This window comes from Actinokineospora auranticolor (assembly GCF_002934265.1).
Taxonomy (GTDB): Bacteria; Actinomycetota; Actinomycetes; order Mycobacteriales; family Pseudonocardiaceae; genus Actinokineospora; species Actinokineospora auranticolor.
On sequence record NZ_PTIX01000039.1, the window covers coordinates 23,593 to 45,576 of the forward strand.

The window sequence follows — 21,984 nt, forward strand, 5'->3', positions numbered from 1 at the left end:
GCGGCGTGATCCACCGAGTCTGGGGGGCCATCGCCGTTTGGGCGGTCGGCCTGCTCGTGCAGATCGCCGAGTCGCTGTGGACCCTGCACCACTGGGACGCGGCGACAGCGGTCATCCGACGCAAGCACCTACCCGACGCCGACCTCGGCGAGGCCGTGGCGCAACTGGACACGCGGGTATCGGTGTTCGTCCTCGCGGTGTCGGTGGTCGGCTTGGCGGTGCTCACCGGCTTCGTCCAACTCGGACGTTCCCTGGTAGCAGCCTGGCTGACCACCGTCTACGCCCTCCCCTTCATCACCGTCGGCGGCTGGCGCGAGTACTGGGCCATCACCCGGGACGCGGCCACCGACAACGACTTCGCCCCCACCGCGGACCCGGGCATGCCCTGGGGCCTGCACCTGGGCGGCCCGATGCTCGTCCTCGGCGCCCTGGCGACAGCGGTCCTGCTGGTCATCTGGGCCCGCCACAGCGACCACCGGTCCAGGATGGGTGCCCACACCTGATCGCACCGAGGAGCGCCGAGCACGTGCCGAGCCCAGGCGGGGACACCGCGGTCCACATCGACCAACTCGGGCGGCTCGGCCCCGTGCTCGGGCGAGGCGGTCAGGCCATCGTCTACGCACTGCCCGACTACGGACTCCCCGACGTACCCGGCGGCCTGGTGTTCAAGCACCACCGCCGGGTTCCGGACTCCGCCGCGGACCTCGTGGCCCTAAGGGCCGAACTCGACCAGCCGTCACGGGCTTGGCTCGACCGGATCACCACGTGGCCGGTGCGCGTCGTCCGACGCGGAGTCGACACCGTCGGAGTCGTGGTACCGCGAATCCCCGACTCCTACTTCGACGACATCACGCTGCCGTCGGGGAACCGCAAGAAGGCCCCGCGCGAGGTGCAGTACCTCTTCGTCGAACCCGCCCGGATCGGCCGCGTCCTGCCGACGGCGACGCAGCGGCTGCTGGTGTGCGCGGACTTCGCGGACGCCCTGGACTTCCTGCACGTCCTCGGCATCGTAGTCGGCGACATCAACCACCGTGACGCCCTGTACCGGCTCAGCGCCCGGCCCATGGTCATGTTCACGGGCGGCGACGAGATGCGCCCCACCGGCTCGACAGCCACCACCCGCCAGATCGACAGCCCCGACTGGGACCCACCCGAACACCACGACGGGCTCAGCCAGGCCACCGATCTCTACAAACTCGGACTCTTCGTGCTGCGCACCCTGACGCCCGGCGTGCTGACCTCGACGAAGCGAGACCCGGTGGCCGCTGCGGGAGTCCTCGACGCCGCTGGACTCGACATGCTGACGAGGGCCTTGGCGGACCGCCCGGCGCACCGACCGAGCGCCCACGCCTGGGCCACGTACCTCAACGGCCTGCTCGCCGACCCCACCCGCCGGGCCTGACCTGGTGCGCCTTGGTCGGTCCGACCAAGGCGCACCAGGTCAGCGCAGTGCTTCGGCGATGGCGGCGGCGGCCTGCACGACCCGCGGGCCGACCACGGTCCCGTCCAGCGGTTCGAACGTCACCACGCCCACGCTCGCCCGCAGGTCGGTCACCCCGCGCACGGGGGCCGCGATCCCGTAGGCGCCCGGCTGGAGTTCGCCGACCGACCCGATCCAGCCCTGGTCGCCGGGCCGCAGCGTGATCGCCTTGCCCGCCGCGCCCTTGAACAGCGAGTGCCTGGTCCCCACCCGGTAGGCCACGTGGTAGGTGGTCCACGACGGCTCCACCACCGCGATGGCCTGGGCCTCGTCCCCGTCCGCGACGGTCAGGTGCGCCGTCGCGCCCACGGACTCGGCCAGCTCGCGCAGGGCGGGCAGGGCGGCCACGCGGAGCTGGGGCGCCACCTTCGCGGCCAATTGCAGCAGCCCGAGCCCGAGCCGGACCTTGGAGCCCTCCCGGCGCACCAGGCCGCGGGCCTGCAACGGCACGAGCAACCGGTAGACCGCGGCCCGGCTGGCGCCGATCGCAGTCGCGAGGTCGCTTATGGTCGGGGCCTCGGTGTCCGAGTCGGCCACCGCCTGCAGGAGTGCCAGGCCGCGGTCGAGGGTCAGCGAGCTCTCCTTCGCGACCGGGGAGCTCGTCTGGCGGGTGACCGGACCCGTCGACCGGATGCCTGGCACGTCAGTCCTCCGCCGCCACGATGGTGCCGACGACCTCGGACAGGCCGATGACCGATCCGTCCGGGCCGGGGGCGGTGGCGGTGATCGACACCGTGTCACCGTCCACCAGGAAGGTGCGCTCGGTGCCGTCGTCCAGCTTGAGCGGTTCCTTGCCGCCCCAGCTCAGCTCCAGGAAGGAGCCGCGCTGGTGCTTCTCCGCGCCGGAGACGGTGCCGGAGGCGAACAGGTCCCCGGGGCGGACGGTGGCGCCGTTGACGGTCATGTGGGCCAGTTGTTGCGCGCACGAGAACGCCATGTCCGCGAACTCGGGCCGGGACACGACCGTGCCGTTCCACTCCACCCGCAGGTGGATGTCGAGGCCCCAGTCGGCGTCCTCGACCAGGTACGGCAGCCGGGGGTGGCCCGGGTCCGGCACCGGCACACGCGCCGCGGTGAAGGCCTCCAGCGGGGTGATCCACGCGCCGATCGACGTGGCGAACGACTTGCCCAGGTTCGGGCCGAGCGGCACGTACTCCCACGCCTGGATGTCGCGCGCCGACCAGTCGTTGACGACGGCCACGCCGAAGATGTGCTCCGCCGCCGCCGAGGTCGGCACCCGCCGGGCGACCGGGCCGCCGCAGACGAAGCCGATCTCCGCCTCGATGTCCAGCCGGACGCTCGGGCCGAACACCGGGGCGTCGTCGCCCTTGCGCTGGCCGTGCGGGCGGACCACGTCCGTCCCCGAGACCACGATGGTCCCCGAGCGGCCGTGGTAGCCCACCGGCAGGTGGCTCCAGTTCGGGAACAGCGCGTCGCCGTCGGGGCGGAAGATGCGGCCGACGTTCTCCGCGTGGTTGCGCGAGGAGTAGAAGTCGACGTAGTCGCCGACGGTAAAGGCCAACCGCGTGCGGGTCTCCGCCAACGGCAGCAGGACTGCACCTTCCGGCGCCGCCGTCGCGTTCACCAGCTCACCCAGCCGCGCGCGCAGTGCCGACCAGGCGGACCGCCCGGCGGCGAGCAGCGGGTCGAGGGAGTCCGCCGACACCAGCTCCGCCAGCTCGGCGGTGAACTCGTCGGCGATCGGGCGCAGCGGCAGCGCGTGGTCGCCGACGCGCACGGCGACGGCGGGCCCGTCCGCGGTCTCCACGACGCCGTAGGGCAGCGTCTGCGGGCCGAACGGCCGGTCGGCGGCGAACTCGGGGTCGTCGATCCAGCTCACAGCAGGCCCAGCCCTTCCAGGTCCTCGACCGGCTCGCTCAGCGAGCACGACCCGTACGAGCCGAACACCGCGCGCACCGCGTGCGCGGCCTGGTCGGACAGGCCCTTGGCCTCCTCGGCCAGCACGGCGCCGTCGGTCTCGGCCAGCGCGCCGCGCACGTCGCCGCCCGCGAGCAGCCGGGCGGTGGCGACCAGCAGGTTCAGGAACCCGTGGTGCTCGAACCCGGTCTCGTGGTCGGTGTGCCGGACGGCGTTGTGCAGGCCCGCGGTGGCCTTGAACGACGCCTCCCCGGAGCTGATCACCGCCAGGAAGTCGGCGACCTCGGCCACGCTGGGGAAGGCCTCGCGGCTCAGCCCACCGCAGCGGATCTTGGGCCAGCTGCCGTGGTCGACGACCCGGCGGATGCCCGCGAGCCACTCCTGGCCGCCGCGGCGCGGCTCGACCACCCGGATGACGTCCTCCGGCACGAACTCGCTGACCCGCTCCAGCCACACGTCGTCGACGTCGGAGGGGGCGGGCATCTCGACCATCCGCAGCGCGAGCAACTCGGCTCGCGACTCGACGATCGACAGCGCCTTGGGCACCCCGCCCAGCCCGGTGTCGATCACCAGTGACAACGCCACCGGTTTGGTGGGTTTCGCCTTCACCAGTTCGGTGATCAGCTCGGGGAGTCGGGAGGCCTGGCACAGGAACAGACCCATCACGCCCGCGTGCTCGCCCTCGCGCCCTTCGAGGTGCATGCGCACCGCGTCGGGCATGGGCGCGTTGCCCGGGGGGAACAGTGCTGCGTCGTCGACAAGCCGCGCGAACAGCGGCGGAATGCCTCGCGGACCGGGCGCTGGGAGGGGAGCTGCGCTTGACACGGCTGACACGCTAGTAGCGTACCGCCAACTGAACAAAGATGTCCGCTTTCCGGACAGAATTTCGGTACACCTCGCTCGGATCTCGGAGGAGCAATGCCGCACTACCGCAGCGTCGGGGAGATCCCCCGCAAGAGGCACACCCAGTTCCGGTCCCCCGAGGGCAAGCTCTACGCAGAAGAGCTGATGGGCGTGGAGGGCTTCTCCTCGGACTCCGCGCTGCTCTACCACCGGCACCTGCCGACGGCGATCGTCAACGCCGAGGTCGTCGAGGACTTCCGCGGCCCGCTGGTGCCCAACCACCCGCTCAAGCCCCGGCACTTCCGCAGCCAGGACCTGAAGTTCGCCGCCGACACCAACGCGGTCACCGGTCGGCGGACGCTGTTCGGCAACGCGGACGTGGTCATCGGGTTCGTAGTGGCGACCGCGCCGAGCCCGCTCTACCGCAACGCGGTCGGCGACGAGCTGTTCTACGTGCAAGGCGGCTCCGCAACGGTCGAGACGGTCTACGGCGCACTACGCGTCGCGGACGGCGACTACCTGGTCATTCCCACGTCGACCACCTACCGCGTGGTGCCCGACAGCGAGGTCCGCCTCTTCATCGTCGAGGCCGCAGGCCACATCGGCCCACCGAAGCGCTACCTGTCGACCAAAGGCCAGTTCCTGGAGCACTCCCCCTACTGCGAACGCGACCAGCGCGGGCCGACCGCGCCGCTGCTGGTCGACGGCGAGGACGTCGACGTGCTGGTCCGCCACCGCGCGGGCCTGACCAGGTTCACCTACGCGAACCACCCGTTCGACGTGGTCGGCTGGGACGGATGCCTGTACCCGTGGGCGTTCCACATCAGCGACTTCGAGCCGATCACCGGCCGGGTCCACCAGCCGCCGCCCGTGCACCAGACCTTCGAGGGCCCGAACTTCGTGGTGTGCTCGTTCATGCCGCGCAAGGTCGACTACCACCCCGACGCGATCCCGGTGCCGTACAACCACGCCAACGTCGACTCCGACGAGCTGATGTTCTACGTCGGCGGCAACTACGAGGCGCGCAAGGGCTCCGGCATCGGCATCGGCTCGCTGTCGCTGCACCCCTCCGGCTTCACCCACGGCCCGCAGCCGGGCGCGGCGGAGGCATCGATCGGCGCGGACTTCTTCGACGAGACCGCAGTCATGGTCGACACCTTCCGCCCGCTCGACCTCGGCGAGGCCGCCGCGGACAGCGAGGACCCGCGCTACGCCTGGTCGTGGAGCAAGCGGGGACCCGATTGGGCCTGACGGGCTAGCCTGTGGACAACTCCCGGCCCCGCACCCCGCGCTGACCCCATAATGGCGGTCTACCAGGGGAGGCCGGATGACCAGCGCTGGGTCGAGCAGACGCAAGGTGATCTCGTTCGTCGTAGCCGTCGCGCTCGCGATCGGGCTCATCGTCGGTCTGCGCCTGCTCACCTCGACCTCGGACGAGACGGCGGCCGAGCCGACCAAGTGCGCGGGCGACTCGGTGCAGCTGCGGGTGGCGGCCTCGCCGGAGAAGGCGGGGCTGCTGCAGCAGCTCGCGGCCGACTACAGCGGCCGCACGGTGGCCGGGCGCTGCGTGGACGTGCTGGTGCAGGCCAAGAGCTCCGGCGCGGCGATGCAGGCGCTGGCCCAGGGCTGGAACGAGGCGGTCGACGGGCCGCGCCCGGACGTGTGGACGCCCGCCGCGTCGGGGTGGGTCACGCTGCTGCGCCAGCGGCTGATCAAGGCGGACCGGTCGGGCGTGGTCACCGACGCCAAGCCGGAGTCGATCGTCACCGCGCCGCTGGTGATCGCCATGCCGCGGCCGATGGCCGAGGCGCTCGGCTGGCCGGACAAGCCGCTGGGCTGGCGCGACCTGGTGGCGCTGGCGGGCGACCCGGCGGGCTGGGCCAAGTACGGGCACCCGGAGTGGGGCGCCTTCCGGCTGGGCAAGACCAACCCGAACCTGTCCACCTCGGGCCTCAACGCCACGATCGGCGCGTACTTCGCGGCCACGGGCACGTCGTCGGACCTCACCGAGAACGTGCTGAACCAGCCGGACGTGCAGGCGTTCGTGCGCGGGGTGGAGCAGTCGATCGTGCACTACGGCGACACGACGCTCACCTTCCTCAGCAACCTCCAGCGCGCCGACGACCGGGGCGCGGCGCTGTCGTACATCTCCGCGGTGGCCGTGGAGGAGAACTCCCTGGTCGCGTACAACCAGGGCAACCCGACGGGCAACCCGGCGACGCGCGGCCAGCACGGCAAGCCGAAGGTGCCGCTGGCCGCGATCTACCCCAGCGACGGCACCCTGGTCTCCGACCACCCGTTCACCGTGCTCGCCTGGGCCGATGACACCCGCAAGCAGGTGGCCGCCGACTTCCTGGCCTACCTGCGCGGCGCCGACCAGCAGAAGCGCTTCGCCAACGAGGGTTTCCGCTCCTTCGACGGCAAGGCCGACGGCGAGGTCAACCGGGACAACGGCGTGCTGCCCGATGTGCGGCTCAACGCGCTGACCCCGCCCGCGCCGCCGGTGCTGGACAAGCTGCTCACGTCGTGGGGGCAGCTGCGCAAGCAGGCGAACGTGCTGCTGGTGGTCGACGTGTCCGGCTCGATGAGCAGCGATGTGCCGGGCACCGGCAAGACCCGGCTGGACCTGGCCAAGCAGGCCGCGATCAACTCGCTGAGCCAGTTCGCGGACACGGACAAGGTCGGCCTGTGGATGTTCTCCACCCGCCTGGACGGCGAGAAGGACTACCTGCAACTGGTGCCCACCGGTCCCATGTCGACCAACCGCGAGCAGTTACGCGGGCGGCTGGAGGGACTGGTGCCGACCTCGGGCACGGGCCTGTACGACACCGCCCTGGCCGCGCACGAGTACCTGAAGGCCAACCTGGACCCGAAGGCGATCAACGCGGTCGTGGTGCTCACCGACGGCAAGAACGAGGACTCGAACGGCATCGTGCTCGACGACCTGCTGGGCCGGTTGCGGACGGAAGGCGGCAACGACGCGGTGCGGCTGTTCACCATCGCCTACGGTGGTGATGCCGACCTGTCGGTGCTGCGCCGCATCGCCGAGGCGACCGACGCGGCCGCGTACGACTCGTCCAAGCCGGACACGATCGATCAAGTATTCACCGCCGTCATCTCCAACTTCTGATTCACGCGAAAAGCCAGGGATTCACCAACAAGAATGGCGGGAGGTGGTACCGGGTGTCGGAAAGGCAACAACCCGGTATTGGTGCCGACCAATGCATCGGGTCGTGCGCCTAGGATCATTCGTCGTCATCACCCACCGCTTGGCGAGAGATGGGCATGAGCTACGCGAGAGAACTGGCGGACCCGTGGGGTCTGTTGCTGGCAGCCAGCGCCACGGGGGTGGCCTGGGCCATCCACTTACCGGTCGCGGCCACCCTCGGTGTCGGGGTGGTCGTCCTGGCCGCCCGCGCGGCCGTGGCGGGCTGGTCGTCGCGCGTGGAGGAGGTACCCGAGCCGCGGGTGATCGAGATCGAGGCGGACACCCCGGAGGCGCAGTGGCTGCTGCGGGCCGCGGGCGCGCAGGAGGACTTCGCCTCGATCGCCGGGTCGCTGGCCGCGGGTCCGCTGGCCGACCAGGTCAACGGCATGGCGGGCGGCATCGACGACACGGTGCGCGGGCTCAACCGGCTGGCCAGCCGCGCGGTCACCACGGGCCGGGCCATCGCCCGCCTCGACCCGGCCGCGCTGGCCGCCGACGAGCGCAGGCTGCTCAAGGCCCGCAAGCAGGCGGGCAGCGGGGTGCGCGCGGAACTGGACCGGTCGCTGGAGTCGGTGCGCTCGCAGTTGGCCGTGCACGAGCGGCTCACCGCCGCGTACGAGCGGCTGATGGCGCAGTTGGAGTCCGGCACGATCGGCCTGGAGGGTCTGGTGGTCCGCGTGGTCGAACTGTCGGCCACCACCGCCGACTACCCGGCGGTCGACGGCAACCTGATCACCGATCTGACCGACCAACTCGAAGGCATCCGCGCGGGTGTCGCCGAGACCGAGGAAACCGTCCGCCGCACGGTCGGCTGAATCGAATTACCCGGGCGGGAATCGATGTCTGATTTCCGCCTGTTGGATGGTCATTCGCCGAAGTTCGCGAGGGCGACGAACGGGTATCCCGGAATACCGACGACCGCTCGCTTTCCGGCGGCCGGGGTGCCCGCGGTCCACAGGGTGCCGGTCTCGGTGATGTTCGCGCGGAGGGCGTGCCCGGCCCGCGGCAGCGTCACCGAGACCTCGCGCCCGCCGGGCAGCGTCGCCCGCCCGGCCACCGTCTCGCGGCGGGCCTCGGTGAGGTCGGGGAGTTCGACGGGCACCGACGTCCACGGGCCGTCGGCGAGGTGCCGGTCGACCTGGAGCCAGAACCGCAGCCGCCGCACGCGCCAGGCCAGCAGTCCGACGATGGCCAGCGTGCCCGCGAAAACGCCGACCGCCAACCCGACCTGGTCGGCCTTGATCCCCCGGTTGAGCAGGTCGACCAGCACGATGCCCGCGAAGACGAGCAGCAGGATCGGCGTCACCAGGTCCGTCCGCGACCGCTTCCGCGGCGCCGAGATGACCCGGGAGAGAACCGCGTCCCCACTAGCCAGCGGGATGCGCACCGGCGCGGTCTGCGCCACGTCGATCTCGACCTCGTCGGTGAACCCGGCCGGGCTGACCCGTGCCTGCCCCAGCGGCAGCACGAGCCCGGCGGACCGAATCGCCACCCACCCCTGCGCATCGGGCCCGACCAGCCAGATCTTCCCCGTCCGCGCCAAAACCTGCTGCGCCGCCCAAGGCAACAACGGCGCCAGGAGATGCACCGGCTCCTCCCCCTCGGCCCGCACCAACAACCGCGCCTTCGGCAACACCCCCCGCCGCGGCCGAAACACCTTCACCGAAGCCACCCGCCACGGCTGAGCGCGGAGCAGGCGCCCCGCGGGCCCGATCCACAACCCGGTGACCTGCAACGCGAGCACGGCGGTGAACAGGAACGCCGCCGCGCAAACCCCAAGCACCACAACCCCGATCCACCCCGCGCCCACCATCGCGAGCCACACCGAGGGCACCCCCAACACCACACCGGCCAACGGCAACCCGATCAACGGCATCCGCAACCCCGACAGCGCCCGCCGCGTAGCCGGGTCGGCAACCGCCACCCCGTCAACCGGCGCCTCAACCACCGCCGCCTCCCGCTGGCTGGCCTTCCCCATCACCCCTCCATCCGCCGACGCCAGCGCAGCCTAGCCACCACCCACCCCACGACACCCACTCAGCCAACCCACCCCCACACCCCCAGCCAGCCCAAACCCCACCAGGACAGGCTCCGCCCTCAGCCCCTCCCCGCCCTCCGCCACCACCTCGCGGGTTGGCATGGCGGAAGACGCCGCCGGCACCCCGCCCTCACCCCACCCTCGCCCCCCCACAGCCGCCTCGTCTCCACATCCCACCGCACCACCCAGCCCCACCAAACCCACGAACCATCGCAACCTCAACCAGTCCCCGCCCGCTCCCCTCCACCCCACCAACCCCTCACCCCCGACCGCCTGGTCCTCACATCCCGCCGCACTCCCCGCAGCCCTGCTCTCCCCTACGCACAGCAACCCGCGCCACCCCCACAGACCGCCCGGCAACCTCCCCGATCGAGTGCTTTCCATCCACACCCCCAGCCCCCTCATCCCCCAACCCCCTCCCCACCTGGGCTTTCTCCAACCACGACTTATCCACATCCCCCACACCCATCCACAGCGAATCGCCAACCCGTTTCCCCCGCCCCGCCGCCGATAGACTGGAACAGGGCCGTCCCCCAGAGGAAGGGCGGGGGCTGCCCTCGTGGGGTTCGGGCGTCCTCGCGGGTTCGGGCGTCCTCGCGGGTTCGGGCGTCCTCGCGGGTTCGGGCGTCCTCGCGGGTTCGGGCGTCCTCGCGGGTTCGGGCGTTGCAGAGCCGGGAGCCGGGAGCCGCACTTCCCACGGCAACCCCGCGGCAACAAGCGGGCCAACACCGACAACTCCGCATTGCCCGCCGCTCAAGGCAAAGCACCGACCGCGATGGGCCGCTGCTTGCCCGGTTCGCATGCGCAGTGCATCCTGATCGTGACTTTCGGTTGTCCGCCCCGCGCGGCCCGACCGATCACCGACCGCATGTTGCAATCAGCCTTTCCCTGTCTCAACTGCTGGAATATCCGGCTACCCACGCACGGGGCCCAAACCCGGCGCTAGGCTCGTTCGGCCCGGGTGATGCCCGCCTGCGGGAAGCCGGGCGTGCCAACCGATCGGTGGGAACAGCGAATCTCCGCTTCCCTTCGGGGCCAACCGCAAGTTAGGGTGACCTAACCACAGGAGGTGGACGTGACCAGAACGGACGCGCCGCGTCCCCCGGCCCCGCACCCGGCCGAGCGGGCTCGGACGATGGCCACGTTGGGTGGCCGGGCGACGCTCGTCCCCGCCGCCGAGGTGGCCGAGGCCGAGTCGGCCGATCGGGTTTCCCCACTGCTGCACCACGTGCACTGCGACGGCTCCGTGAGCGTCCTGCTGCCCGCCGACCACCACCTGGTCGCGACCGCGTGGCAGGCACCGCGGGGGGAGGTGGCGACGATGGTCGAGTTGGCCGACGCCGCTCCCGTCCCGTTGCGCGAGCCCATCCGCGGCCTGCTCTGGATCACCGGCTGGCTCCGCGCGCTCAGCGACGACGAGGCGCGCGAGCAGGCCGTCCTGGTCGCCGACGACCGCCCCGACCCGCGGCTGCTCGACGTCGGCCACGGTGCCACGCTGCTGCGCCTGGTCCCCGCCTCCCTCGTCCTCGCCGACGCCGAGGGGTCGCACTCGGTGTCGCTGGCCGCCTTCGCCGAGGCCGAGCCCGACCCGTTCGCCACCTTCGAGGCGGGCTGGCTCCGCCACCTGGAGCTCTCGCACACCGACGTCGTCGGCGCCCTGGTCCGCCACCTCCCCGAGGACCTGCGCGGCGGCCACGTCCGCCCGCTCGGCCTGGACCGGTTCGGCCTGCGGCTGCGGGTCGAGGCCATCGACGCCGACCACGACGTGCGGCTGGCCTTCTCCCGCCCGGTGCGCACGCCGGGTGAGCTCAGCGCCGAGCTGCGCCGCCTGGTGGGTTGCCCGTTCCTGGCGGCGCGCCGCACCGGGTAGCTTCCCGCTGGTGGCGAACCTGCGGGCGTGGCTCGCGCCGGAGCGACCCGGCGACGACCTGATCACCGATCCCGAGCAGCGGCGGCTGGTGCGGATCGAGCTGCTCATCGTCTTCGCCGTCACCCTCGGCCTGTCCGGGCTGAGCAGCCTGCTGTCCCTTGTGGACGCGCTGCTGCAGCCGGTGGCGCTGGACCAGCAGTCGGTCGCGATCAACGTGCCGCAGGCCGACATCGGGCTGATCGACCTGCTCAAGCAGCTGCTCGGCGTGGTCCGGCTGACCGCGTGGGGCGCGTTGGGCCTGTACCTGCTCTACCGCGCGGGCACCCGCCTGCCCGCGATCGGCCTCGACGGCACCCGCAAGGGCCGGGACTCGGCGGGTGGTGTCGGCCTGGCCGCCCTGATCGGCCTGCCCGGTCTGGCGTTCTACCTGGTCGCGCACGCCATGGGGCTCAACCTCGCGGTCGCCCCGTCGACCCTGGACGACTCGTGGTGGCGCCCCGTCGCGCTGACGCTCCTCGCGGCGGGCAACGCCTGGGCCGAGGAGGTCCTGGTGGTCGGCTACCTGATCACCCGCCTGCGCCACCTCGGCCTCAAGGAGAACGGCTCGCTCGTCTTCGCCGCCGTCCTGCGCGGTTCGTACCACCTCTACCAGGGCTTCGGCGGCTTCCTCGGGAACGTCGTCATGGGCCTGGTCTTCGGCCGGGTGTGGCAGCGCACCAACCGGTTGTGGCCGCTGGTCATCGCGCACACCCTGCTCGACTTCATCGCCTTCGTCGGCTACTCCCTGCTGCGCGGGAAGGTCTCATGGCTGCCGTGACCCGGATCGCCGCCGTCGCGCTCCTGCTGCTCGCGACCGCCTGCGACAGCGCACCTCCCGCACCCCGGAAGTCGGGCACCGGCGAACTCCGCACCGACCTCGACCCGCTCGTCAAGCGCTTCCCGGCGCTGGCCGGGGCCACAAAAGCCGTGTGGATGTCCGGCACCCTGGGCGACGACCGCGTCCCCGGACCGTCCACGTACTGGATCGACGCGATCGTCACCCTCCCCCAGACGACGATCACCGACGGGGATGTCCAAGGCACGGAAACTCCCGCCGTCGTCGAAGGTCTCCGGGGCCACCTCCCCGCGGGCCCCTACCGAACCGGCAAGTCCCTCGACGCCATGTTCTCCTCCCAGGGCTGGCAGACCACGGCCTACCTGGTCGAGAACACGGTCGTCCTAGTGGCCACCGGCCAGTAGCCCCACCCCGATCGACACCACCCCGACGGCCAGCGACACCGCGCCGAGCCAGATCAACGCGATCAGCCGGTTCGGCCTGGTCACCTCGCCGCGCCCCATCGACGAGAAGAAGAACCCGGCGGAGATGAGCGCCGCCGCGACGGGCACGCCGAGCCGCGCGGCCCACCCGATCGCGCCGTCGAGCCCGGCCGCGTCGGCTAAGAGCAGGCAGACGAGGCCGAGGGTGACCAGGACGCCGGCGTGCGCGTGCCCCGCGCGGGCGAACTTCTGCTGGAACGGCGTGAGCTTCTGCTGCCCCCGGGCCACGCGCATGAGGAACCAGCCGCCGAACTCGATGCCGACGATGGTGAGCAGGACCGCGCCCGCGAGGTAGCGGCTGGGATCGGTGAGGGTGATCATGCCAGAAATATTACATCGTTACGTAACAGTGTTTCAAGAGTTTAGGCTGGCGGGAGGCCGTCGGTCCGGGTAGCAAGGGGCCATGGCCGGGCTGGGCGAGTACCGACGCAAGCGGGACGCGGGGCGCACCCCCGAGCCCGTGCCCGCCGGTGACGCGCTCCCGCGGGGCGACGACGACACCTTCGTCATCCAGGAGCACCACGCCAGCAGGCTGCACTGGGACGTGCGCCTGGAGCGCGACGGCGTGCTGGTGAGCTGGGCCGTGCCGAAAGGGCTGCCGACCGAACCCGGCGACATCCGGCTCGCCGTGCACACCGAGGACCACCCCATGGAGTACGCGACCTTCGAGGGCGAGATCCCGAAGGGCGAGTACGGCGGCGGTCGCATGTTCATCTGGGACCGGGGCACCTACGAAACGGTGAAGTGGAGCGACCGCGAGGTGGCGGTGGTCTTCACCGGCGAGCGCGTGCGCGGCAAGTACACGTTCTTCCGCTCGGGCCGCTCGGACAAGGACTGGATGGTCCGCCGCTCCGACCCGCCGCAGCGCGACGACTGGGTGCCGCTGCCCACCGCGTTCGAGCCGATGCTCGCGGTACCCGGCCAGTTGCCGCGACCGGAGAACGACGACGACTGGGCGTACGAGTTCAAATGGGACGGTGTCCGCGCGCTGGCCCGCGTGGCAGGTGGACGCATCCAGTTGTTCTCCCGCAAGGGGAACAACATCACCGACAGCTACCCCGAGCTGCGCGCGCTGGGCGAGGAGCTGGGCAGCACGCAGGTCTGGCTCGACGGCGAGGTGGTGGCGTTCGTCGACGGCAAGCCGTCGTTCCCCGCGCTGCAGAAGCGCATCCACGTCGACCACGAGCGGCTGACCCGCAAGCTGGCCGCCGAGTACCCGGTGACCTACGTCGTGTTCGACGTCCTGCACCTCGACGGCCGCCCGTGCCTTGACCTGACCTACGCGCAGCGCCGGGAACTGCTGGTGGGCCTGGGCATCCGCGGCCCGCACTGGAACACCTCACCCAGCTACCCCGGCGAGGGCCCCGCGGTGCTGGAGACCTCCCGCGACCAGGAGCTGGAGGGGGTGGTCGCCAAGCGGCTGGCGTCGCGCTACCTGCCGGGCAGGCGCGGCGCGGACTGGCTCAAGATCCCCAACATCCGCACGCTGGAGGTGGTGGTCGGCGGGTGGACGCCCGGGGAGGGCAAGCGCAGCGAGGCGTTCGGGTCGTTGCTGGTCGGCCAGCCGTCCGCGGCGGGGCTGCGCTACCTCGGCCACGTCGGCACCGGGTTCACCGACGAAGCGCTACGCCTGTTGACGACCAAGCTGCACCGCCTGGGGCGCAAGACTTCGCCGTTCCACAACGAGGTTCCCACCGACCGCGCCCGGGTCGCGCACTGGGTGCGGCCGACGCTGGTCGGCGAGGTGGTGTTCCTGGCCTGGTCGGCCGACGGCAGGCTGCGCGCGCCCTCCTGGCGCGGGCTGCGGGTCGACAAGGCACCGTCGGACGTGGAGAGGTGGACCGGCGATGGCTGAGGACGTGCTCGTCGACGTCGACGGCAGGCGGTTGAAGCTGACCAACCTGGACAAGCTCCTCTACCCGGACGACGGCTTCAGCAAGGCCGACGTGATCAACTACTACAGCCGCGCGGCCCCCGTGCTCACCCCGCACCTGCTCGACCGCCCCGTCACCTTCCGCCGCTTCCCCGACGGCGTGGCCGCGCCGGGCTTCTTCGAGAAGAACGCCGCCCGGCACGCCCCGGACTGGATCCGCACCGTCACCATCGAGACCCCGGGCAGCTCGACGGGCGCGGAGAGCCTGGACTTCGCGCTGTTGGGCGACCTGCCGTCCCTGGTGTGGGCGGCCAACCTGGCGGGCCTGGAACTGCACGTTCCACAGTGGACGATCGGACCGCGCGGCGGCAAGCAACCACCGGACCGCCTGGTGTTCGACCTCGACCCGGGCCCACCCGCCACCGTCGTCGAGTGCTGCGCGGTGGCCCGCCGCCTGCGCGACCTCCTGGCCGAGGACGGCTTCGAGGCCATCGCGAAAACCAGTGGTTCCAAGGGAATGCAGCTCTACACCGCGATCACCACGACGTCGACCACCCGCCCGTCGGAGTACGCCAAGGCCCTCGCCGAGCGGCTGGAGCGGGAGATGCCGGAGCTGGTCGTCTCCCGGATGGCGAAGAACCTGCGCCCCCGCAAGGTCTTCATCGACTGGAGCCAGAACAACCCGCACAAGACCACCGTCGCCCCGTACTCCCTGCGCGCCCGCCCCCTCCCCACGGTCTCCACCCCCCTGACCTGGCCCGAAGTCGAGCGCTGCCGCAAACCGGCCGACCTGACCTTCACCGCCGACGACGTCCTGGACCGCATCGACGACCACGGCGACCTCTTCGCGCCCCTGCTCACCAAGGGCCCCCGCCTCCCCCGCTAGAGCTCCAGCGGGGCGGAGCCGAAGGCGACGTTGAACCGGTCGCACCATATGACGACGCTGCGCAGGCCCTTGAGGTCCGCACCGGCCGGGATGGGGTAGTTCTGGTTGCCGTCGGTGGCCTTCAACTCGCCCAGTGGGACCGTGCGGGCGTCGTCGTAGGCGTGCCAGCCGGCGCCCGCGGGGGTCTCCGCCAGCCACACGTGCACGTCCGGGCCGTCGGAGGTGGAGAAGCCCTCCAAGCGCAGGACGCGGGCGCCGCCCTATTCGAGCACCCGGGCCACGCCACTCGTCGGGTGTTCCTGGCTGACGAAGGAACCCTCGGCGAGCACCCGGGGACCCGTCGGCACGGTCGTGGTCGTCGTGGTTGCCGTGGTTGCCGTCGAGGAGGAGGTTGCGGGTGCGCTGGTCGCGGGCGGCTGGAACGCATCGGGCAACGCCTCGTCCACCGTGCTCCGGGTGAACAGGCGCCACGGTTCGAAAGCCCACAACCCCACCGCCAGGGCCACCACCGCGACAACAAGTCCAACTCGAACCACTCTTCTACGCAACAAACCACGCATGCAATCCATCCTTTGCTTAACAAACCGGCAGCAAGCACGGCGATCTGCGGCTTTCTTCGCCGTTTCACCCGCGCGCAGGCGGCGGTTTGCGAATTCACTGGCTACCCTCGACCCCGTGAGCGACCACATCCCGGACGTCCCCGATGCCGACCTGCCCGCACCCCGGGTGGACAGCGAAGTCGGACCGCTGCGCACGGTGTTGCTGCACCGGCCCGGCAACGAGCTCAAGCGTCTCACCCCGCGCAACAACGACCAACTGCTGTTCGACAGCATCCCGTGGGTCGACCGCGCACAGGATGAGCACGACGCTTTCGGCGAGGTGCTGACCGGGCGCGGGGTCGAGGTGATGCTGCTGTCGGACAGCCTGGTCGTGGCGCTGGCCGACGAGCGGGCGCACGCCGCCGCCGCGGCCACCGCCGTCGACCGGCGCAGGCTGGGCACCGAGCTGGCCGACGCGCTCAGCGCCTACCTGTCCACTGTGGACGCCAAGGGTCTAGCCGACGTGCTGATGAGCGGCATGACCTTCGAGGAACTGCCCGCCGCCGAGGGCGCGTCGCTGGTGCGCAAGATGCACCACCCGCACGACTTCGTGGTCGACCCGCTGCCGAACCTGCTGTTCACCCGCGACTCGTCGGTCTGGATCGGCGACCGGGTGGCCATCGCCTCGCTGGCCATGCCCGCGCGGGCCAGGGAGACCGCGCTGCTGGACCTGATCTACGCCTACCACCCGCGGTTCCGCACGGCGGGCCGCGCGTACGGCGCGCACTCGGCCCCCGTCGAGGGCGGCGACGTGCTGCTGCTGGCCCCCGGCGTGATCGCCATCGGGGTCGGCGAGCGCACCACGCCCGCGGGCGCCGAGTCGCTGGCCCGCTCGGCCTTCCGCGACGGCCTGGCGCACACCGTGCTGGCCGTGCCGATCGCCCAGGACCGGGCCACCATGCACCTGGACACCGTGTGCACGATGGTCGACCGCGACGCCGTGGTCATGTACCCGGCGGTGCGCGACACGCTGCGCGCCTACTCGCTGCGGCCCGACGGCGCGGGCGGCGTGCGGGTGGACGGGCCGGAGCCGTTCCTCGACGCGGCGGCGACCGCGATGGGCATCGACCGGCTGCGGGTCATCGACACCGGCCTCGACCCGGTGACCGCCGAGCGCGAGCAGTGGGACGACGGCAACAACACCCTGGCCGTGGCGCCGGGCGTGGTCGTGGCCTACGAGCGCAACGTGGAGACGAACGCGCGCCTGGAGGACGCGGGGATCGAGGTGCTGCGGATCAGCGGTTCGGAGCTGGGCACGGGTCGCGGCGGGCCGCGGTGCATGTCCTGCCCCGTGCACCGGGCAGCGCTCTAGGGGTCAGGCGAGCAGCCACCGGAGCGTGAGGAACGCGAGCGTCCCGAACACCACGAGCAGCGCGCTCGCGGCCGCCGCGGGCCAACGCCAGTCGGACTCCATATCGCCACGTACCTCCTCAGCAGAACTGACCGGCCGATCCTTCCACCTCGCGGGCGGATGCGCAGCGTGGAAGACTTACCCGATGCGGTGAACTCGACCGCCGAAGTTAGGAATGCCTATCCTTGTGGTTAGGCACGCCTATCCTGAAAAAGCAATTCCAAGGCTTGCCTAACGTGATCGAAATAGCCTGCCACCCGGGTGATTAAACGCGTCAAAAGCGCTATTCCGGGGTAGGTTCGAACCATGACCTCCAAGTTCCACAAGCTTCTGCAAGCGCAGGTGCGCAACGAGTTCACGGCGTCGCAGCAGTACATCGCGCTCGCGGTGTGGTTCGACGGGCAGGATTTCCCCAGGCTGGCCAAGCACTTCTACCGGCAGGCGCTGGAAGAGCGCAACCACGCCCTGATGATCACCCAGTACATGCTCGACACGGGCCACCAGGTCACCGTGCCGGGGGTGGACGAGGTGCGCAACGAGTTCGCCGAACCGGCCGAGCTGATCACGTTGGCGCTGCAGCAGGAACGCGCGGTCACCGACGAGATCATCGCGCTGGCCAAGGCCGCGCGCGACGAGGACGATTACAAGGGCGAGCAGTTCATGCAGTGGTTCCTCAAGGAGCAGGTCGAGGAGGTCGCCGCCATGACCACGCTGCTCAACATCGTCAAGCGCGCCGACGGCAACCTCTTCGACGTGGAGAACTACCTGGCCCGCGAGAGCGTCGGCGACGGCGGTTCCGACGACCCGCTGGCCCCGCGCGCCGCGGGTGGCGCGCTCTAGCCCCATAACGCGAAATCAGGGGTGGCTCACCTGGGTGAGCCACCCCTGATCGTATTTGCGACTAACGGTGCGCGACCGAATCCGGCAGGGTGAACGTGCCGTCCGCGCGCGGCGGGAACGCGTGCACCGCGACCACCGCCGCCGCCGGGATGGGCCCGTAGACGTGCGGGAACCACGGACCGTCCGGGATCGGCGGGTCACCGGGCTCCCAGCGCACCGGGACCCCGAGCCGGGCGGTGTCGATCTCCAGCAGGAGCAGGTCGGTGCGACCCGCGAAGAGCCGGTTGGCGGGCATGTGCACGGTGCCCGGGTCGGCGCAGTGCACGAAACCGGGCCCGTCCGGGCGCACCTCGGCCGCGGGCCAGTCCGCCGCGGGCCGGATGTGCAGGATCATCGGATGGTGATCTGCCTGCCCAGCAGGCCGTCGCGGGCCCGGCGCTCGTCGGAGGTCAGCGGCTCGTCGGCCAGCGAGGCCAGGGCGGCCGCCAGGCGGGTGCCGAGCTGCTCGACGGCCGCGGTCCACTCGCGGGCGTGCGACTCGCGGTCGAGGTCCCACACCGGCACGAGCAGGCCGTGCGCGCGGAAGGAACCGGCGTACCGGGAGCCCTCGCCGAGCAGCAGCTCGCCGCGGGCGTGCAGGCGGGCCAGGGCGGCGAGCAGCTCCTCCTCCGGCTCCGGGCGGACCCAGCGCAGGTGGGCGCGCTCGCCCGCGTCCACCCAGTAGGCGGCGGGGCCGATGCGCTCGGTGGGCAGGATGGCGCTGTTCGCCCGTTCGAGCGATACCGCGACCTCGCCGGTCGGCTCGCTGCCCTCGGGCATCCACCAGCCGAAGTCGGCGTGCACGACGGCCTCGATGGCGGCGTCGACGTCGACCAGGTCCTGCAGCCGCTCGGGCTGGTCGCCGGGGTCGGTGTCCGGTCCCACGACGCCGAGCACGTCACCCGGCTTGGCGGTGAGCACCCAGCGGACCGCGCGGGCCAAGTCGCGGCTGACGTCGCTGGAGCGGGTCTGCACCTGCAGGCCGACGTAGGCGACCCCGTCTGCGCGCACCAGCGCGGCGGCGGCCATCGGCAGCACGGTGCCCAGCACGACCTCGCGCTCGGCCCCGACCAGCGGCAGCACCGCGGTACCGGACGGCACGAACTCGCGCAGCGCGATCAGCTCGCACTCCGCGGCCAGCCCCTCGAACGGCCGCGCCACGGGGATGTCGACGGCGCCGCCCTCGGCACCGTGGCAGGCCTTGTAGCGCTTGCCCGACCCGCAGGGGCAGGGCTGGCGGGGGCCGATGCCCGACGCGTCCGGTGCCTTGGGCGTGCGGGCGTTCTTCACGGCGGATCGCCTGGACATCGCGCGGACTCCTCGTGGATAACGGTGAGCGATGCGGTGGACGCTACCCAACGGGGTCCGACCACCCGACACGGGTGCGCCCGCGGCCGCACAATGGGCCGGTGACGTTCAACCCAGCGGACCCGGGGTTCATCGCCGACCCGTACCCGACCTTCGCGGCCATGCGGGCGGCGGGCGAGGTGCACTGGCACGAGGAGTTGGGCCTCCCGGTGGCGGTCTCCCACGCGGCCTGCTCGGCGGTCCTGCGCGACCGCGGGCTGGGTCGCGTCTGGACGGACCGCGGCCTGGTGTTCCCCGCGTTCAACCAGCTGCACCGGGATTCCCTGCTGGAGAACGAACCCCCGAAGCACACCCGCCTCCGCAGGCTGGTGTCGGCGGCGTTCGGCCGGGGCCACACGGAACGGTTGCGGTCCCGAGTGGAGGCACTGGCGGACACGGTGGTGCGCGGGCTGGCCGACCGGATCGCGGCGGACGGCTCGGCCGACCTGCTGGGCATGGTCGCGGGACCGCTGCCGGTCGAGGTGATCGGGGAACTGCTGGGGGTTCCCCAGGCGGATCGCCAGCAGCTGCGCCCCTGGTCGAACGCGATCGTGAAGATGTACGAGTACGACCTGCCGCTCGCCCAGGCGGTGGCGGCCGAGCAGGCGTCCGCCGAGTTCACCGAGTACCTCCAGGACCTGGCGACGCGCCGAGCGGCCGAGCCGGGCGTCGACCTGATCAGCGACCTGGTCGCCGTCCGCGACGGCTCGGACCGGCTCACCGGGGACGAACTGGTCGCCACCTGCGTGCTGCTGCTGATGGCGGGCCACGAGGCGACCGTGAACGTCATCGCCAACGGCGTGTTGGCCCTGATGCGCAACCGCGACCAGTGGGACCTCTTGGTGGCCAACCCGGATCTGCTCCCCACCGCCGTGGAGGAACTGGTCCGCTACGACGCACCACTCCAGCTGTTCGAGCGGACCGCCACCACCGAGGTCGAGATCGCGGGGACGGTCGTCCGACCCGGCACCAAGATCGCCGCCCTCCTCGGCGCCGCCGCGCGGGACCCCGAGGTCTTCCCGAACCCCGACACCCTCGACATCACCCGGACCCCCAACAACCACCTCGGCTTCGGCGCGGGCATCCACTACTGCGTCGGCGCGCCGCTGGCCCGCGTCGAGGTCGCCGCCACCCTCCGCGCCCTCACCACCCACCTCCCCGACCTCCACCTGACCACCGCGCCGAAACGCCGCCCGGAGTTCGTCATCCGAGGTCTCAAACGGCTCCAGGTCGCTTAGCGGCGGAACGCTTCGACGGGTTCGATGCGGGTAGCCCGCAATGCGGGGTACGTGCCCGCAGCCAGCCCGATCAGGGTTCCCACAACCGGTGCCGGGAGGAACGCCCAGGGCTGGATCACCGGCGTCCAACCCTGGGTGACGGACACGACGGTGACGGTCACGGCGCCGACCGAAGCGCCGATGAGTCCACCGATCGTGCCCACGATCCCGCTCTCCGTGAGGAATTGCAGGGCTATGTGCTTGCGGTGCGCACCGAGCGCCCGCCGCAGCCCGACTTCGGGGGTGCGCTCCAGCACCGACACCAGCATCGTGTTCGCGATGCCGAGCCCACCGATGACGAGGCACACCAGCGCGAGGATCATGAAGAGTTGGCCCAGGTCACCCGCGACGTTGTCGTGCAGGGCGTGCGGGTCGGGGGGCGCGGTGACGCTCAGCGCGGAGGGGTTGTCCGGGCGGAGCGCGAACGCGACCTGGCGCGCCACGACGGGAGCCGCGCCCATCTTGGTGTCGACCAGCATCTGCTCGTTGGCCGCCACACCGGCGGGTGTCGGCCACAGGTCGCCCGCCGTGCTCATCGGGATCAGGATGGCGGACAGCACCTCGGGTCTGCGCTCGGTGTCACCGAGGATCCCGATGACGGTGGCGGGCACCCCGCCGAGCAAGATCGCGGGCCCGCGATCGAGGTTCGAGATCCCGAGTCGACGAGCCGCATTGACCCCGAGCACGACCACCCGATCCGCGCGCTCCTGCATCCCCCGGTCGAACACCCGCCCCTGGACCTCGGTGGGGTGCACGGCGTCGAAGAAGCCCGCGGTCGCGGCGACGACATCGATGTCCTGGTAGCCCCCGGGGTCGACCGAGGTGTTGCTGATCTTGCCGACGAAGTCGGCGGGAACGGTCCGGAACGTCCCGGCGTTCACGACACCGAGGATGCCCATGGCGCGGTCGTCGGCGTCCTCGGGGAGCAGGCTGCGGGAGCTGCCCGCGCCATCGTCGCCTCCGGTGTCCTCCGGGGCCTTGACCAGCACCTCGGTCGCCGACAGCACGTTGAACCGCTGGGAGATCTGGTTCGCCGTCGTGGTCGTCAAGCCGAGCACCGCCACCAGGGTGCCCACGCCGAGCACGATGCCCAACGCGGTCAGCGCGGTTCTGCTCGGCCGCTGCACTATTCCGGAGA

At 71.5% G+C, this 21,984-nt stretch carries 23 protein-coding genes; 13 read left to right on the plus strand and 10 right to left on the minus strand.

The genetic code is table 11. The features are described from left to right. Positions 1-5: 5 nt before the first annotated feature. Complete coding sequence (locus CLV40_RS35415) at positions 6-503, plus strand: hypothetical protein (RefSeq protein ID WP_104483396.1); 498 nt, start codon at positions 6-8, stop codon at positions 501-503. A gap of 23 nt (positions 504-526) precedes the next feature. Continuing rightward, positions 527-1,402: a protein kinase family protein gene (locus CLV40_RS35420; protein WP_104483397.1), complete on the plus strand. Its 876-nt coding sequence runs from the start codon at positions 527-529 to the stop codon at positions 1,400-1,402. A 39-nt stretch (positions 1,403-1,441) separates the two neighbouring features. Here the strand turns inward: CLV40_RS35420 and CLV40_RS35425 are convergent, their stop codons facing one another. Genes CLV40_RS35425 through CLV40_RS35435 form a run of 3 tightly spaced genes read right to left on the minus strand, consistent with a single transcriptional unit; the run spans position 1,442 to position 4,183 of the window. Continuing rightward, positions 1,442-2,122 (minus strand): helix-turn-helix domain-containing protein, encoded by a 681-nt coding sequence (locus CLV40_RS35425; RefSeq protein WP_104483398.1) that lies wholly within the window; start codon positions 2,120-2,122, stop codon positions 1,442-1,444. Between the two features lies 1 nt (position 2,123). After that, positions 2,124-3,320 carry a fumarylacetoacetase gene (fahA, locus tag CLV40_RS35430; protein ID WP_104483399.1) on the minus strand — a complete coding sequence of 399 codons (1,197 nt, stop codon included), beginning with the start codon at positions 3,318-3,320 and terminating at the stop codon, positions 2,124-2,126. Next, positions 3,317-4,183 (minus strand): hypothetical protein, encoded by an 867-nt coding sequence (locus CLV40_RS35435; RefSeq protein WP_281261703.1) that lies wholly within the window; start codon positions 4,181-4,183, stop codon positions 3,317-3,319. The genes fahA and CLV40_RS35435 overlap by 4 nt, the downstream gene beginning before the upstream one ends. A gap of 93 nt (positions 4,184-4,276) precedes the next feature. On the opposite strand from CLV40_RS35435, the gene CLV40_RS35440 reads away from it, so the two are divergent. The 3 genes from CLV40_RS35440 to CLV40_RS35450 all read left to right on the plus strand — a co-directional run bounded on the left by CLV40_RS35440 (position 4,277) and on the right by CLV40_RS35450 (position 8,224). Beyond that, complete coding sequence (locus CLV40_RS35440) at positions 4,277-5,452, plus strand: homogentisate 1,2-dioxygenase (protein ID WP_104483401.1); 1,176 nt, start codon at positions 4,277-4,279, stop codon at positions 5,450-5,452. 76 nt (positions 5,453-5,528) lie between these two features. Next, on the plus strand, positions 5,529-7,331 hold the full coding sequence (locus CLV40_RS35445; protein WP_104483402.1) for a substrate-binding and VWA domain-containing protein: 1,803 nt from the start codon (positions 5,529-5,531) through the stop codon (positions 7,329-7,331). A gap of 155 nt (positions 7,332-7,486) precedes the next feature. Then, on the plus strand, positions 7,487-8,224 hold the full coding sequence (locus CLV40_RS35450) for a hypothetical protein (RefSeq protein WP_104483431.1): 738 nt from the start codon (positions 7,487-7,489) through the stop codon (positions 8,222-8,224). 50 nt (positions 8,225-8,274) lie between these two features. On the opposite strand, the gene CLV40_RS35455 is transcribed toward CLV40_RS35450, so the two are convergent. Beyond that, positions 8,275-9,387, minus strand: a complete 1,113-nt coding sequence (locus CLV40_RS35455) for a hypothetical protein (RefSeq protein ID WP_104483403.1) — start codon at positions 9,385-9,387, stop codon at positions 8,275-8,277. A 1,195-nt stretch (positions 9,388-10,582) separates the two neighbouring features. Between CLV40_RS35455 and CLV40_RS35465 the strand changes: the two genes are divergently transcribed. From CLV40_RS35465 to CLV40_RS35475, 3 genes are read left to right on the plus strand one after another with little or no spacing between them, the layout of a single operon-like run. After that, on the plus strand, positions 10,583-11,317 hold the full coding sequence (locus tag CLV40_RS35465; protein ID WP_104483405.1) for a DUF2470 domain-containing protein: 735 nt from the start codon (positions 10,583-10,585) through the stop codon (positions 11,315-11,317). Positions 11,318-11,327: 10 nt separating this feature from the next. Continuing rightward, a complete protein-coding gene (locus CLV40_RS35470) occupies positions 11,328-12,134 on the plus strand; it encodes a CPBP family intramembrane glutamic endopeptidase (protein WP_104483406.1) in 807 nt (268 codons plus the stop codon). Beyond that, positions 12,122-12,556 carry a hypothetical protein gene (locus CLV40_RS35475; RefSeq protein WP_104483407.1) on the plus strand — a complete coding sequence of 145 codons (435 nt, stop codon included), beginning with the start codon at positions 12,122-12,124 and terminating at the stop codon, positions 12,554-12,556. The genes CLV40_RS35470 and CLV40_RS35475 overlap by 13 nt, the downstream gene beginning before the upstream one ends. Here the strand turns inward: CLV40_RS35475 and CLV40_RS35480 are convergent. Then, the gene (locus tag CLV40_RS35480; RefSeq protein ID WP_104483408.1) at positions 12,536-12,955 is read right to left on the minus strand and encodes a hypothetical protein; all 420 of its coding nucleotides are present in this window, start codon (positions 12,953-12,955) and stop codon (positions 12,536-12,538) included. The two genes, CLV40_RS35475 and CLV40_RS35480, sit on opposite strands and share 21 nt — an antisense overlap. Before the next feature lie 82 nt (positions 12,956-13,037). Here CLV40_RS35480 and ligD (CLV40_RS35485) point away from each other — a divergent pair, with 82 nt between their 5' ends. Together ligD (CLV40_RS35485) and ligD (CLV40_RS35490) are read left to right on the plus strand one after the other, a co-directional pair. Further along, a complete protein-coding gene (ligD, locus tag CLV40_RS35485) occupies positions 13,038-14,489 on the plus strand; it encodes a non-homologous end-joining DNA ligase (protein ID WP_104483409.1) in 1,452 nt (483 codons plus the stop codon). Beyond that, positions 14,482-15,393: a non-homologous end-joining DNA ligase gene (gene ligD, locus CLV40_RS35490; protein ID WP_104483410.1), complete on the plus strand. Its 912-nt coding sequence runs from the start codon at positions 14,482-14,484 to the stop codon at positions 15,391-15,393. The genes ligD (CLV40_RS35485) and ligD (CLV40_RS35490) overlap by 8 nt, the downstream gene beginning before the upstream one ends. Here the strand turns inward: ligD (CLV40_RS35490) and CLV40_RS40125 are convergent. Both CLV40_RS40125 and CLV40_RS40130 read right to left on the minus strand, forming a co-directional pair. Further along, positions 15,390-15,632: a DM13 domain-containing protein gene (locus CLV40_RS40125; RefSeq protein WP_245931792.1), complete on the minus strand. Its 243-nt coding sequence runs from the start codon at positions 15,630-15,632 to the stop codon at positions 15,390-15,392. The genes ligD (CLV40_RS35490) and CLV40_RS40125 overlap by 4 nt on opposite strands. Positions 15,633-15,653: 21 nt before the next feature. Continuing rightward, positions 15,654-15,953, minus strand: coding sequence for a hypothetical protein (locus tag CLV40_RS40130; RefSeq protein ID WP_245931793.1), 300 nt, complete (start codon positions 15,951-15,953; stop codon positions 15,654-15,656). 115 nt (positions 15,954-16,068) lie between these two features. Here CLV40_RS40130 and CLV40_RS35500 point away from each other — a divergent pair, with 115 nt between their 5' ends. Both CLV40_RS35500 and CLV40_RS35505 read left to right on the plus strand, forming a co-directional pair. After that, a complete protein-coding gene (locus tag CLV40_RS35500; RefSeq protein WP_374065136.1) occupies positions 16,069-17,304 on the plus strand; it encodes an arginine deiminase in 1,236 nt (411 codons plus the stop codon). Positions 17,305-17,649: 345 nt separating this feature from the next. Beyond that, positions 17,650-18,183: a ferritin gene (locus CLV40_RS35505; RefSeq protein ID WP_104483411.1), complete on the plus strand. Its 534-nt coding sequence runs from the start codon at positions 17,650-17,652 to the stop codon at positions 18,181-18,183. Positions 18,184-18,244: 61 nt separating this feature from the next. On the opposite strand, the gene CLV40_RS35510 is transcribed toward CLV40_RS35505, so the two are convergent. Beyond that, positions 18,245-18,577 carry a DUF952 domain-containing protein gene (locus CLV40_RS35510; RefSeq protein ID WP_104483412.1) on the minus strand — a complete coding sequence of 111 codons (333 nt, stop codon included), beginning with the start codon at positions 18,575-18,577 and terminating at the stop codon, positions 18,245-18,247. Then, complete coding sequence (locus CLV40_RS35515; protein ID WP_104483413.1) at positions 18,574-19,530, minus strand: DUF5926 family protein; 957 nt, start codon at positions 19,528-19,530, stop codon at positions 18,574-18,576. The genes CLV40_RS35510 and CLV40_RS35515 overlap by 4 nt, the downstream gene beginning before the upstream one ends. A gap of 161 nt (positions 19,531-19,691) precedes the next feature. On the opposite strand from CLV40_RS35515, the gene CLV40_RS35520 reads away from it, so the two are divergent. Further along, on the plus strand, positions 19,692-20,807 hold the full coding sequence (locus tag CLV40_RS35520) for a cytochrome P450 (protein WP_104483433.1): 1,116 nt from the start codon (positions 19,692-19,694) through the stop codon (positions 20,805-20,807). On the opposite strand, the gene CLV40_RS35525 is transcribed toward CLV40_RS35520, so the two are convergent. Then, positions 20,804-21,973, minus strand: coding sequence for an ABC transporter permease (locus tag CLV40_RS35525; protein WP_219824204.1), 1,170 nt, complete (start codon positions 21,971-21,973; stop codon positions 20,804-20,806). The genes CLV40_RS35520 and CLV40_RS35525 overlap by 4 nt on opposite strands. Between the last annotated feature and the right edge of the window lie 11 nt (positions 21,974-21,984).